The 13,924-nt window shown below is 72.8% G+C and carries 6 protein-coding genes; 5 read left to right on the top strand and 1 reads right to left on the bottom strand.

What is annotated here, in order from left to right:
- Positions 1-88 precede the first annotated feature (88 nt).
- From wecB to OG823_RS24940, 4 genes are all read left to right on the top strand, one after another.
- On the top strand, positions 89-1,309 hold the full coding sequence (gene wecB / locus OG823_RS24925) for a non-hydrolyzing UDP-N-acetylglucosamine 2-epimerase (RefSeq protein ID WP_371481994.1): 1,221 nt from the start codon (positions 89-91) through the stop codon (positions 1,307-1,309).
- A gap of 13 nt (positions 1,310-1,322) precedes the next feature.
- Positions 1,323-1,478 carry a hypothetical protein gene (locus OG823_RS24930; protein ID WP_371481995.1) on the top strand — a complete coding sequence of 52 codons (156 nt, stop codon included), beginning with the start codon at positions 1,323-1,325 and terminating at the stop codon, positions 1,476-1,478.
- Positions 1,479-1,575: 97 nt separating this feature from the next.
- Positions 1,576-2,943, top strand: a complete 1,368-nt coding sequence (locus tag OG823_RS24935; protein WP_371481996.1) for a glycosyltransferase family 2 protein — start codon at positions 1,576-1,578, stop codon at positions 2,941-2,943.
- A gap of 146 nt (positions 2,944-3,089) precedes the next feature.
- Complete coding sequence (locus tag OG823_RS24940; protein WP_371481998.1) at positions 3,090-6,134, top strand: bifunctional [glutamine synthetase] adenylyltransferase/[glutamine synthetase]-adenylyl-L-tyrosine phosphorylase; 3,045 nt, start codon at positions 3,090-3,092, stop codon at positions 6,132-6,134.
- A 121-nt stretch (positions 6,135-6,255) separates the two neighbouring features.
- On the opposite strand, the gene OG823_RS24945 is transcribed toward OG823_RS24940, so the two are convergent.
- Entirely contained in the window at positions 6,256-7,215 is a 960-nt protein-coding gene (locus OG823_RS24945; protein WP_371482000.1) for a phosphatase PAP2 family protein, read from the bottom strand.
- Positions 7,216-7,739: 524 nt separating this feature from the next.
- Here OG823_RS24945 and pulA point away from each other — a divergent pair.
- Positions 7,740-13,265 (top strand): pullulanase-type alpha-1,6-glucosidase, encoded by a 5,526-nt coding sequence (pulA, locus tag OG823_RS24950; RefSeq protein WP_371482001.1) that lies wholly within the window; start codon positions 7,740-7,742, stop codon positions 13,263-13,265.
- Positions 13,266-13,924: the final 659 nt, after the last annotated feature.

The raw sequence follows: 13,924 nt of genomic DNA on the forward strand, positions 1-13,924 counted from the left end.
ACTCTGCTCTCGCGGTGCTTTCGGCGCGCTTCGCCCTGACGGCAATCCACGGCGGAGCAGCCCTGTCACCCAGGAGGTCGAGTCCCCCATGAATCCCGGTGGTCCGGTGGCCGTCGTGCTCGGTACGCGGCCCGAGATCGTCAAACTGGCCCGGGTGGTCCTCGGACTCGGAGACCGCGGTCGCCTCGTCTACACCGGACAGCACTACGACGACACACTCTCCGGAAGTCACTTCCGCGGCATGGGTCTGCCGGAGCCGCGGCTCCGGCTCGCCGGAATCGGCGGAATGTCGCGCGGGCGGCAGATCGGCGCCATGATTTCCGCGCTCACGCAGGCGTTCGAGGCCGATCCACCGCGTGCGGTAATCGTCCAGGGAGACACCAACTCGACCTCGGCCGGCGCCCAGGCCGCGCAGTACTGCGGCATTCCGGTGGTCCATGTGGAGGCCGGGCTGCGCTCCCGCGACCGGGCGATGCCGGAGGAGATCAACCGGCAGGTGACCGGCGCGCTCGCCGACCTGCACTGCGCGCCGACCGCCGTCGCGGCGGACAACCTCCGCGCCGAGGGTGTGCCCGAGGAGCGCATCGCACTCACCGGCAACACCATCGTCGAGGCGGTCGCCGACTCGCTGCCCCGCCCCGAGCACTCCCGGGCACTGCTGCGCCGGTACGGCCTCACCGACGGCGGCTTCGTGCTGGCGACCCTGCACCGGCCGGAGAACACCGACGACCCCGCCCGGCTGGGAGCGATCCTGACCGAACTCGGCGGCCTCGGCCTGCCGGTGCTCTTCCCGGTCCACCCGCGCACCCTGCACCGCGCCGAGGAGTACGGGCTGCGGCGCCGGCTCGCCGCCCTCGGCGCGGTGGACCCGGTCGACCACTCGACCTTCCTCGGCCTCGCCCGGCACGCCCGGCTGCTCGTCTCCGACTCCGGCGGTGTCCAGGAGGAGTGCACCGTGCTGAAGAAGCCGCTGATCGTGCTGCGCAACAGCACCGAGCGGCCGGAGGCCGTGGACGCGGGGTTCGCGACCCTGCTGCGCCCGGGCCCCCGTCTCGGGCCGGTGGCGCGCGCGCTGATCGCCGACACCACCCTCCCCGCGCGCCTGGCCACGCGCCCCTCGCCGTACGGGGACGGGCACGCCGCCGAGCGGATCGTGGAGCTGACGCTCGGCCTGGCCGGCCTGTCGGCTCCCGCGCCCCTCCGGGTGCCCGCCCCGCACACGTCGCCGGCACCGTCCGGCGTCCCCGCCCACCGGCGAGCGGCGGCCGGCGCCGCCGCTGCGGTGGCTACCCCCGTCCCAACCCCGTAACGGAGGCACATCCATGTACCGTCCCCACCACCACCACGCGGGCGGAGCCCTTGCCGCGACCGGCGCCGCGACCGGTAACCAGACCTTCCAGATCCTGCTGCTCGCGCTGCTGCTGCTGGTCGGCGGTGTCCTGTTGGTGCGCGTCTCCCACCTGCGCAGGAACGGCTGACACCGGCCGCCCGGCCGAGCCCCGGCGCCGCAGCACCGGACCGCGTGGTCACGCGGTCCGGTGCTGCGGCATCTCCGCTGACATCGAGGACCCCTTCGTGAACGACGGCAAGCACGCGCTGATCAGCCTGGCGATGGCGCTGACGCTTCTCTTCTCCACCATGTTCGTCTGCTACGTGGTGTGCCTGGTCATCCCCTTCCTGCGGCACCGGCCCCGCCCCACGGGTGACGCGGCCGACTTCCGGTGGCACTTCTTCATTCCCTGCCGGGACGAGGAGGCCGTGATCGGCGACACCCTCGCCTACCTGCGGGCCACCTTCCCGTCCACCCACGTCTGGGTGGTCGACGACGACTCGCAGGACGCCACCGGCCTGATCGCCGAGGCCCGTCAGGCCGAGGACCCGTACGTCCACCTGATCCGCCGCCGCCGTCCCGAGGCCCGGACCGGCAAGAGCGACGCGCTGAACGCGGCCTACCGGGCGCTGGTCGACTGGCTGCCCGCCGACGCGCCGTTCGAACGGATCGTGGTGGGCGTCTTCGACGCGGACGGCCACCCGGCGCCCGGCGGACTCGACGTGATGGCCGCCGATCACCTCTTCGGCGACCCCGCCATCGGCGCCGTGCAGTCCGAGGTCCGGATGCGCAACCGCGACGATCGCCGGCCCGTCGAGGACGGCGGCCGGCTGCGGAACCTGCTGGCACGGACCCTGGTGCGGATGCAGGACCTGGAGTTCCGCACCACCACCGCCGCCATCCAGCTCGCCCGCCGCTACACCCGCACGGTGGGCATGGGCGGCAACGGCCAGTTCACCCGGCTCTCGGCCATGCGCGGCCTCACCGCGGGCGGCACCGGGCCGTGGCGCGGAGCGCTGCTGGAGGACTTCGAACTCGGCCTGGACCTGATGCTGGACGGCTGGCGCACCGCCTACACCACGGACACCTCGGTCGACCAGGAAGGGCTGTGGAGCCTGCGCCGGCTGATCGCCCAGCGCACCCGCTGGGGCCAGGGGAACATGCAGTGCACCCGCTACCTGGCGAAGGTCTGGCGCTCGCCCAAACTGACCCACTCCGGCGTCATCGAGATCTCCTACTACCTGCTGCTGCCCTGGTTCCAGGTGTTCGCCTCGCTGGTCTTCCCGGTCGCGATGGTCTACTACGGCCGGTCCCTGCTGCTCAGCTGGGGTGACGACTTCTTCGCCAACGTGGGCTGGGGCGTCCTGGTGGGCGCGGTCCTCGGGCTCTCCCAGTTCGCGATCTGGGGGCCGATCTACCGCCGCCGCTGCGAGCCGCGGGCCGGGTTCTGGCGCAGCCTCGGCTGGGGCCTGGCCTACGCCTTCTACATCTACCTCTTCTACGTCACCGCCTGGCGGGCCCTGGCCCGGATCGTCACCGGCCGCAACCAGTGGGCCAAGACCAGGCGCAACGCCGAGGCGCTGGTCACCGGTCCGACCGCCGTCGAGTACTGACCGCCGCTCCGGGGCCGGCCCGCCGAGCGGTACGGCCGGCCCCGGACCGGTCCACCGGGTGGCCCGCTCCGGGCGCACGCCACCGGCGCCGCCCGTAAGCTGACAGGTCGTACGGGTGTTCACGGTGTGCGCGGACCGGAGGGGCGATGGCAGTGGAGGAACGGGCCGGCAGCCGGGTGAGCCGGCCGGAGATACGGCTGGTACGACGCGGCTTCACCGACCCCGGCACCGCGCTCAGGCTGCTGGCCGGCCCGGGGCCCGCGGGCCTCGCCGACGACCCGGTGCTGCTGGACGCGCTCGGCGCCACCGCCGACCCGGACCTGGCGCTGCTGGGCCTGGCCCGGCTGTTCGAGGCCCTGGACGCCTCCGAGCAGCACACCCTGCGGGACACCCTCACCACCTCCAAGCCGCTGCGCGACCGCCTGCTCGGCGTCCTCGGCGCCTCCGCGGCCCTCGCCGACCACCTCGCCAAGCACCCCGCGGACTGGCACGCCCTGGTCACCTTCGAGCAGCGCGACATGCACCCGGGCAGCGACGACTTCCTACAGGCGCTGTACGACGGCGTCTGGGGCCCCGGCCCCGGTGAGGGCACCCCGCCGCCCCGCGGCAGCCGGGCCGACCTGCTGCGGGTCGCCTACCGGCGCTGCCTGCTGGCGATCGCCGCCCGCGACCTCACCGGCACCACCGACCTCGCGCAGACCGCGGCCGAACTCGCCGACCTGGCCGGCGCCACCCTGCAGACCGCGCTGGACATCGCCGCCGGTGAGGACCCGAAGGCCGCGCACGCCTGCCGACTCGCCGTGATCGGCATGGGCAAGTGCGGCGGGCGGGAACTGAACTACGTCTCGGACGTCGACGTGATCTTCGTGGCCGAACCGCGCGAGGGCGTCGAGGAGCAGGCCGCCGTGCAGGCGGCCACCCGGCTCGCCGCCCACGCCATGCGGCTCTGCTCCGACACCACCGGCGAGGGCACCATCTGGCCGGTCGACGCCAACCTGCGCCCGGAGGGCCGCAACGGCCCGCTGGTGCGCACCCTGGCCAGCCACCTCGCGTACTACCAGCGATGGGCCAAGACCTGGGAGTTCCAGGCCCTGCTCAAGGCGCGCCCGGTGGCCGGCGACGCCGAGCTCGGCGCCGCGTACACCGAGGCGCTGGCCCCGCTGGTCTGGCAGGCCGCGGCCCGGGACAACTTCGTCGCGGACGTGCAGCAGATGCGCCGCCGGGTGATCGACTCGATCCCCGCGACCGAGATCGACCGCCAGCTCAAACTCGGCCCCGGCGGCCTGCGCGACGTCGAGTTCTCCGTCCAGCTGCTCCAGCTGGTGCACGGCCGCACCGACCGCACCCTGCGCGGCGCGAACACCCTGGAGGCGCTCGCCGCGCTCTCCGACGGCGGGTACGTCGGGCGCGCCGACGCCGCCTCGCTGGACGCCGCCTACCGCTTCCTGCGCACCCTGGAGCACCGGATCCAGCTGCACCGGCTGCGCCGCACCCACCTGATGCCCAAGGCCGAGGGCGACCAGCGCAGGCTCGCCCGCTCGCTCGCCCCGCTGATCAACGACGACACCCGGGCCGACCCGGTCGCCGCCCTCCAGCGGGAGTGGCGCCGGCACGCCGTGGAGGTGCGCCGGCTGCACGAGAAGCTCTTCTACCGGCCGCTGCTGGACGCCGTCGCCGAACTGCCGGTCGGCGCCACCGGGCTCAGCCCGCAGGCCGCCCGGGAGCGGCTGGAGGCGCTCGGCTACGCCGACCCGGCCGCCGCGCTGCGCCACCTCTCCGCGCTGGCCTCCGGGGTCAGCCGCAAGGCCGCCATCCAGCGGACCCTGCTGCCGGTGATGCTCGGCTGGTTCGCCGAGTCCGCCGATCCGGACGCCGGTCTGCTCAACTTCCGCCAGGTCTCCGACGCGCTCGGCCGCACGCCCTGGTACCTGCGGCTGCTGCGCGACGAGAGCGCCGCGGCCGAGCAGCTCGCCCGGGTCCTGTCGGCCGGGCGGCTCGCCCCCGACCTGCTGCTGCGCGCCCCCGAGGCGGTGGCCGTGCTGGGCGACCCGCAGGGCCTGGCGCCGCGCGGGCGGGCCGCGCTGGAGCAGGAGATCCTGGCGGCCGTCAGCCGGGCCGGATCGCCCGCCGCCGCCGTGGCCGCGGCCCGCTCGGTGCGCCGCCGCGAACTCTTCCGGACGTCGGCCGCGGACGTCCTCGGCCGGCTCGCCGACGACCCCGCCGAGGCCCTGGACACGGCGGGCGAGGCCCTCACCGCGCTGAACGCCGCCACCCTGCAGGGGGCGCTGCGGGCCTGCACGGCCGGCTGGGAGGCCCAGCACGGGGATCTGCCCACCCGGATCGCGGTGATCGCGATGGGCCGCTTCGGCGGTCACGAGCTCGGCTACGGCTCCGACGCGGACGTGCTGTTCGTCCACGAGCCCGTCCTCGGCTCGCTGGAGGAGGACGCCGCCCGGGCCGCCCGGGCGGTCTGCAACGAGCTGCGGACGCTGCTGGCCGCGCCCTCCACCGAGCCGCCGCTGCTGGTCGACGCCGACCTGCGCCCGGAGGGCCGGCAGGGTCCGCTGGTGCGCACGCTGGCCTCGTACGCGGCGTACTACCGGCGCTGGTCGCACGTCTGGGAGAGCCAGGCGCTGCTGCGGGCCGAGGTGGTCGCGGGGGACACCGGCCTGGGGGAGCGGTTCCGGCAGCTGATCGACCCGATGCGCTACCCAGGGGCGGGCGTGTCCGAGCGGGACCTGCTGGAGATCCGCCGGATCAAGGCCCGGATCGAGTCCGAGCGGCTGCCGCGCGGGGCCGACCCGACCACCCACTTCAAGATCGGCCGGGGCGGCCTGGCGGACGTCGAGTGGACCGTCCAGCTGTTCCAGCTCCAGCACGCTCACGAGCTTCCCGGGCTGCGCACCACCCGGACCAGGGCCGCGCTGGCGGCGGCCGCCGGGGCCGGCCTGCTGGAGGCGGAGGACGCCGCGGTGCTGGACGCGGCCTGGGTGCTGGCCTCCCGGGTGCGGGCGGCCGTGATGCTGGTACGCGGCCGGGCGGGCGACAGCTTCCCCGGGGACGCCAGGGAGCTGGCGGGGGTGGCCCGCTACCTCGGGTACGGGGCCGGCCACAGCGGCGAGCTGGTGGACGACTACCGGCGCGCGACCCGGCGGGCCCGGGCCGTGGTGGAGAAGGTCTTCTACGGCTGAGCGGCGGTACGCCGCCTGCGGTGGGCCCGGCGTCCGGGGGCGGTGCGTCCGGGGGAGTGCGTCCGGGGCGGTGCGTCCCTGGGAGTGCGTCCGGGCGCGGGAGCCGTCCGGTGGCGTCCGGTCAGTGGCGTCCGGCGCCGACGGCGGGCGAGGACCACTGCTCCGGCACGGTCACCGGGCGCCGGTCGTCCTCGCCGTCGGGCGTACGTGGTAGCCGGTAGACCCACTGGTGGTAGAGCAGGCGGGCGGCCACGAAGCCGACGGCCAGGCAGAGCAGACCGCCCACCGCGTCCATCCAGAAGTGGTTGGCCGTCGAGACGATCACGGTCAGGGTCGCCAGCGGATAGAGCACGCCGAGCGCCCGCACCCACGCGCGCCGGGCCAGGAAGAAGATCGCCAACCCGCACCAGGTCGACCAGCCGATGTGCATCGAGGGCATCGCGGCGTACTGGTTGGAGACGTGCGCGGCCGGGCCCGAGGCCATCGAGCCCCAGGTCTCGTGCACCTTGACGGTGTCGACGAACCCGAAGGCGGTCAGCCGGGGCGGGGCCAGCGGGAAGAAGTAGAAGCCGACCAGGGCGATGCCGGTGGTCACGAAGAGCACGGTGCGGGCCGCCGCGTAGCGGCCCGGATGCCATCGGTAGATCCAGACGAGCACGCCTATCGTCACGATGAAGTGCAGCGTGGCGTAGTAGTAGTTCATCCCGACGATCAGCCACGTGACCGAGTTGACCCAGTGGTTCACCGAGCGCTCGACGCCGACGCCGAGGGCACGCTCGAAGTGCCAGATCCAGGTGGAGTGCTTGAGGGCCGCCGCGGCCTGCTCCGGTACGGCGTTGCGCACCAGCGAGTACAGCCAGTAGCTGACGCCGATCAGCGCGAGTTCGAACCAGAGCCGGGGCCTGCCGGGCGAGCGGCGCTGTTCGCGGATCCGGCTGCGCAGCGCCGCGGAGCGGGTCTGCGCGGCGCGGGTGGCTCCGTCCGGCATCCGGCCCGGGAGGGCCGCGCCGTCGACGGAACCGTCGCGGGGTGCCCCGGTACGTGTGGCTCCGGGCGTCTGGATCTCGGTCGGTTCCCCCATGGACGAGAAGTCTGCCAGACGGCTTGTGGCCGTCTGCTCATCCTGTGGATGTGGATTCTTCACCGGATGTCCCCCCAGAGGCTTAGGGGATGTGTCCCACCGGGGTAGGAGAAGCGGGTGGGGCCCGTGCGGGCCGACGGGACGGACATACGTCCCATTGTTACGCGATCGCGATCAATGAGTCGACGCGGGGGGTGGCCGGTGAACGGGAGTGGCCCGCCGGATGCCGTTGGGCTCCGACGGGCGACCGGTCCCCACGCGGATTCTCCCGACCCTCACCGGGAGTCCGTGCGGCGCACGCTCCGCACCACGGGACCCGCTCCCCGGCGTGCAGGACGGCAGGGGCGGCGGGGCGGCCGAGGCGGTGTGTACAGCGGGCTGCGCGGTAACGACTCTGGGGCTTGCGCCCCGACGGGTCAAGGGGTGCGTGGAAACAATTTCAGCATCTTGCTGAAACATCTTTCAACCACTAGCGTCCTCGCCACTCGACGACTTCCCGCCTGCCCGCCCCAAGGGAGCCCTCAGTGGCCGCAGTCCAGCCCCGCCCGCACCGGAGCACGACCACCTATCGCAGACCCGGCCGCGCGGCCGTCCTGCTCGCCGCCTCGCTGATCGCCGCCACCCTCGGCAGCGCCGCCCCGCTCGCCGCCGCCGCCGCCGCGCCGCCGGCGCCCTCGGACGCCTCGCTGGCCGCCTCCGCCGCGCGTCACGACCTCACCCGCGAGCAGTTCTACTTCGTCCTGCCCGACCGCTTCGCCAACGGCGACACCGGCAACGACACCGGCGGCATCACGGGCACCCGGATGGACAACGGGCTCGACCCCACGGACAAGGGCTTCTACCACGGAGGCGACCTCCAGGGCCTGATCCAGAAGCTCGACTACATCCAGGACCTCGGCACCACCGCGATCTGGATGGCGCCGATCTTCAAGAACAAGCCCGTCCAGGGCACCGGCGCGGACGCCTCGGCCGGCTACCACGGCTACTGGGTCACCGACTTCACCCAGGTCGACCCGCACTTCGGCACCAACGACCAGCTCAAGGAGCTGATCGCCAAGGCCCACGCCAAGGGCATCAAGGTCTTCTTCGACGTCATCACCAACCACACCGCCGACGTCATCGACAACACGCAGAAGCAGTACGGCTACCGCTCCGAGGGCGCCTACCCCACCCTGGACCAGGACGGCGTGCCGGTCGACGAGACCGCGGCCGCGGCCGCCGCGGCCGCCGGCTCCACCGCCGCCTACCCGAAGCTGTCCAAGGACTCCTTCCCCTACTCGCCCACCTTCGCCTCCCCGGCCGACGCGAACGCCAAGACCCCCTCCTGGCTCAACGACCCGTCGCTCTACCACAACCGCGGCGACTCCACCTTCGTCGGCGAGTCCGCCACCGAGGGTGACTTCTCCGGCCTGGACGACCTCGACACCCAGAACCCCCAGGTGGTCAAGGGCTTCGAGAAGGTCTACGAGAACTGGGTCAAGGAGACCGGCGTCGACGGCTTCCGGATCGACACCGTCAAGCACGTCAACATGGCCTTCTGGCAGCAGTGGGCGCCCGCGCTCAAGGACTTCGCCACCAAGCAGGGCAACAAGAACTTCTTCATGTTCGGCGAGGTCTACTCCAGCGACCCCGGCATCACCGCCCCGTACGTCACCAAGGGCAAGCTGCAGTCGACGCTGGACTACCCCTTCCAGGACGCCGCGCGCACCTACGTCTCCAAGGGCGGCTCGGCCCAGGCCCTCTCCGGCGTCTACGGGCAGGACTACCGCTACACCAGCGCCGACGGCAACGCCTACGAGCTGCCGACCTTCCTCGGCAACCACGACATCGGCCGGTTCGGCGGATTCCTGGAGGCCGACAACCCGGGCGCCGACGCCGCCACCCTGCTCAAGCGCGACCAGCTCGCCAACGAGCTCCAGTTCCTCACCCGCGGCCAGCCGGTGATCTACTACGGCGACGAGCAGGGCTTCACCGGCGCGGGCGGCGACAAGGACGCCCGGCAGGACCAGTTCGCCTCGAAGACGCCGTCGTACAACACCGACCCGGTGATCGGCGGCACCAGCGGCTCCGCCGACCGCTACGGCACCGGCGGCGCCCTCTACACGGGTGTCGCCGACCTCGCCAAGCTGCGCCGGGCGAACCCGGCGCTGGCCGACGGCGCCCAGATCGAGCGGTACGCGGCGGACGGCGCGGGCGTCTACGCCTTCTCCCGGATCGACGCCGGGCAGCAGGTCGAGTACGTGGTCGCGGTGAACAACTCCACCGAGGCCAAGACCGTCACCCTGGACACCTTCTCGGCCGGCCAGGGCTTCGACCGGATCTACCCGGCCGCCGGCCAGAAGAGCGTCAGCGGCGCGGACAAGAAGATCACCGTCACCGTGCCGGCGCTCTCCTCGGTGGTCTACAAGGCCGCCGGCAGGCTCGCCCCGCTCGCGGCCGCGCCCGCCGTCACGCTCAGCACCCCCGCCGACGGCTCCACCGGCACCGTCACGATCGGCGCGAACGTCGACGGCGGCGGCTTCAACCGGGTCTCCTACGCGGCCCAGGTCGGCGACGGCCCCTGGCAGGTGCTCGGCACCTCCGACAACGGCGTGCACAAGGTCACCCAGGACCTGGGCGCCGTCGCCCCGGGCACCGTGGTCCGCTACAAGGCCGTGGTCCAGGACTCCAGCGGCCACCTGCGCTCGGTCACCGGCGGTTTCACCACCGGCACCCCGGCGCCGGCGCCCGTGCCCAGCGCCACCGCCCGGCCGTACGCGATCGTGCACTACCAGCGGGGCGACAAGAACTACGACGGCTGGAACCTCTACGCCTGGGGCGACATAGCCGACGGTGAGGCCACCACCTGGCCGGCCGGGCACGCCTTCACAGGCCGCGACGCCTACGGCGCGTTCGCCTACGTCAAGCTGAACAGCGGCGCCTCCGACGTCGGGTTCGTGGTCGAGAACAACGGCACCAAGGACGTGGACGGCGACCGCCACATCGACGTCGGCGCCACCGGCGAGGTCTGGATCAAGGAGGGCGACCCGACCGTCCGCACCGAGAACCCCGGCCCGGTCGACACCCAGGCCCCCGACACCGCCGTCATCCACTACTACCGCCCGGACGGCAAGTACGACGGCTGGGGCCTGCACGACTGGACGGGCGCGGCGAGCCCGACCGACTGGGGCAGCCCGCTGCTGCCGGCACGGATCGACGCCTACGGCGCGGTCTTCGAGGTGCCGCTCGCCGCCGGGGCCACCAGCCTCAACTACATCATCCACAACGGCGGCGACAAGGACCTGCCCTCCGACCAGACGCTGGACTTCTCGGTCAGCGGCCACGAGGTGTGGCTGATCGGCGGCCAGGAGGGCCACCTGCTGCCGCAGAGCTCCGCCACCAGCGCCCAGCTCGACCTGGGCTCGGCCAAGGCGCAGTGGATCGACGCGAGGACCGTGGTCGTCCCGGCCAACTTCGGCGCCGCCGACGGCGCCCTGGCCGGCGGCACCAGCGCCCAGCTGGTCTACGACCCCGCGGGTGGCCTCAAGATCGACAAGGGCGTCGTCAACGAGCCCGGCCACTGGCTGCGGCTGAGCCAGGTGGCGGGCGGCCTCACCGCCGGCCAGCAGGCCAAGTTCCCGCACCTGGCGGGCTACCGCGCCTTCACCGTCGACCCGCGCGACACCGGCCGGATCACCGCCGCGCTCCGCAGCCAGCTGGTCCTCACCGAGCACCTGCCCTCCGGCGCGGCACTGGCCGCCACCGGCGTGCAGATCCCCGGCGTACTGGACGACCTGTACGCGGCCAAGGCCGCCAAGGCCGACTTCGGCCCGCAGTACTACAACGGGAAGGTCGCGCTCTCGGTCTGGGCGCCGACCGCCACCGAGGTCTCCGTCCAGCTCTTCGACGGCCCCACCGGCGGCACCCCGAAGACCGTCCCGATGAAGCTGGACGAGGAGACGGGCGTCTGGGAGCTGGTCGGCAAGGCGGGTGACCTCAACGGCAAGTACTACCTGTACCAGGTCAAGGTCTGGGCGCCGAGCGTCCAGCAGATGGTCACCAACACGGTCACCGACCCCTACTCGGTGGCGCTGTCCACCGACTCCAGGCGCAGCCTGGTCGCCGACCTGGACTCCAAGGACCTCAAGCCCCAGGGCTGGGACAACCACCAGGTGCCGAAGGCGATCCCGGCCGGGCAGCAGCAGATCCAGGAGCTGCACGTCCGGGACTTCTCCTCGGAGGACGACAGCGTCCCGGTCGCCGAGCGGGGCACCTACCTGGCCTTCACCGAGTCGCAGTCCGCGGGCATGCAGCACCTGCGGGATCTGGCCAAGGCCGGCGTCACCACCATCCACCTGCTGCCGACCTTCGACATCGCGACCATCCGGGAGAACCGGGCCGACCAGAAGCTGCCCGCCTGCGACCTCGCCTCGCTCGCGGCCGACAGCGAGAAGCAGCAGGAGTGCGTGGCGGCCGTGCAGGCCGACGACGCGTACAACTGGGGCTACGACCCGCTGCACTACAACGTGCCGGAGGGCTCCTACGCGACCGACCCGAACGGGACCGCCCGGACGGTGCAGTTCCGGCAGATGGTGCAGGCGATGCACGAGGCCGGCCTGCGGGTCGTCCTGGACGTGGTCTACAACCACACCGCGGCCGCCGGGCAGGACGACAAGTCGGTGCTCGACAAGGTCGTCCCCGGCTACTACCAGCGGCTCGACGCGGCCGGCAAGGTCACCACGGACAGCTGCTGCGCGGACACCGCGCCGGAGCACGCCATGATGAACCGCCTGGTCGTCGACTCGGTCACGACCTGGGCCCGCGAGTACAAGGTGGACGGGTTCCGCTTCGACCTGATGGGCCTGGACCCGAAGTCCACCATGCTGGACGTGCAGTCCGCGCTGCGGAAGATGACGCCCGCCTCGGACGGCGTCGACGGCAAGAACATCTTCCTGTACGGCGAGGGCTGGAACTTCGGCGCCGTCGCCAACAACGCCCGCTTCGTGCAGGCCAGTCAGCTGAACATGGCCGGCACCGGCATCGCCACCTTCGACGACCGGGTCCGGGACGCGGCGCGCGGCGGCAACTACCAGCTCTCCTCGGCGCCCCAGCAGGGCTTCGCCTCGGGCCTGTTCACCGACCCGAACGGCTCGGCCGACAACGGCACCGCCGAGGAGCAGAAGGCCCGTCTGCTGCACGAGATGGACCAGATCAAGGTCGCACTGACCGGCAACCTGGCGGGCTACTCGTTCACCGACACCACCGGCAAGGCCGTCACCGGCGCGGGCGTCGACTACAACGGCTCCCCGACCGGCTACGCGGCCAAGCCGGGCGAGTCGGTGGAGTACGTCGACGCACACGACAACGCCGACCTGTTCGACGCGCTGGCGTTCAAGCTGCCGACCACCACCCCGCCGGCCGACCGGGCCCGGATGCAGGCCCTTGCGCTGTCCGTCACCGCCCTCACCCAGGGGCCCGGCTTCGCCCAGGCGGGCAGCGACCTGCTGCGCTCCAAGTCGCTGGACGCCAACTCCTTCGACTCCGGTGACTGGTACAACGCCATCCACTGGGACGCCTCGCAGGGCAACGGCTGGGGTCGCGGCGTGCCGCTCGCGGCCGACAACCAGTCGCTGTGGCCGGTCTCCAAGTCGCTGCTGGCCAACCCGAACCTGAAGGTGGGCAGCGCCGACATCCTCGCGGCGAGCGCGATCTACCAGCAGCTGCTGAAGATCAAGCAGTCCTCTCCGCTGTTCTCGCTGCCGACGGCCGCCGAGGTGCAGCAGCGCCTGTCGTACCCGCTCTCCGGCACGGCCGGCGAGACGCCCGGCGTGATCACGCTGCACCTGGACGGCACGGGCCTCAAGGGCGCGGAGAAGGGCATCACGGTGGTCTTCAACGCGACGCCGACCGCCCAGAGCCAGACCGTCACCGCGCTGAAGGGCTCCCAGCAGAGCCTGCACCCGGTGCAGGCGGGCGGTACGGATCCGGTGGTCAAGAAGGCCGGATTCGACGGCGGCACGGGGACCTTCACCGTGCCGGGCCGGACCGTGGCGGTGTTCGTCCAGCACTGACGGACCGGCAACCGCCGTCCCGCAGACGGGGGAGCCCCGCGTCGCACTCCGGTGCGACGCGGGGCGCTCCGTCGTTTCCGGCCGTCCGGAGTGTCGTCAGGGATGCCGTCCGGGCTGCCCACCCGGGGCGTCCCGGACCGCCCCGCGGCGCCCGTCCGGCGCCCGTCCGGCGGCCGTCCGGAGCCCGTCCGGCGCCCGTCCGGCGGCCGTCCGGAGCCCGTCCGGAGCCCGTCCGGCCGTCAGGACGTATGCGCCGAATGGCCGGATCCAGTCGTTGGCACCCGGCGACCGGTGACGTGCCGGGGGCGCCCGGCGCTGCGTGCCGGGCGGCGGGGCCGGTGCGGGCGTCGCCTGCTGGTCAGTGCTCTCCGCCGCTGACCGGCCCGTCCCGGAGTAATGAAACCCATCTCCAGAAGTGTCTTCTCCCGTAACACACTTGAGATCTGCGGCGGGCCGGCGGCAGGGTCGTGAACCGGCCAATCACTGGCATGCATCTGTCATTCATGAGGCGTTTGCTGCCACGATTCCCCCGGCTGCAGACGAGGGGTCCCCCACCTCCCGCTGGGGCCGTAACAGGTCAGGTAAGGCGCATCGCACTTCCTGCACCACTCCCGGATCACCGCACCCGCGCCGCGCACCGGCGGCGGGGGCCCCCACTG

Source organism: Kitasatospora sp. NBC_00315, assembly GCF_041435095.1.
Lineage (GTDB): Bacteria > Actinomycetota > Actinomycetes > Streptomycetales > Streptomycetaceae > Kitasatospora.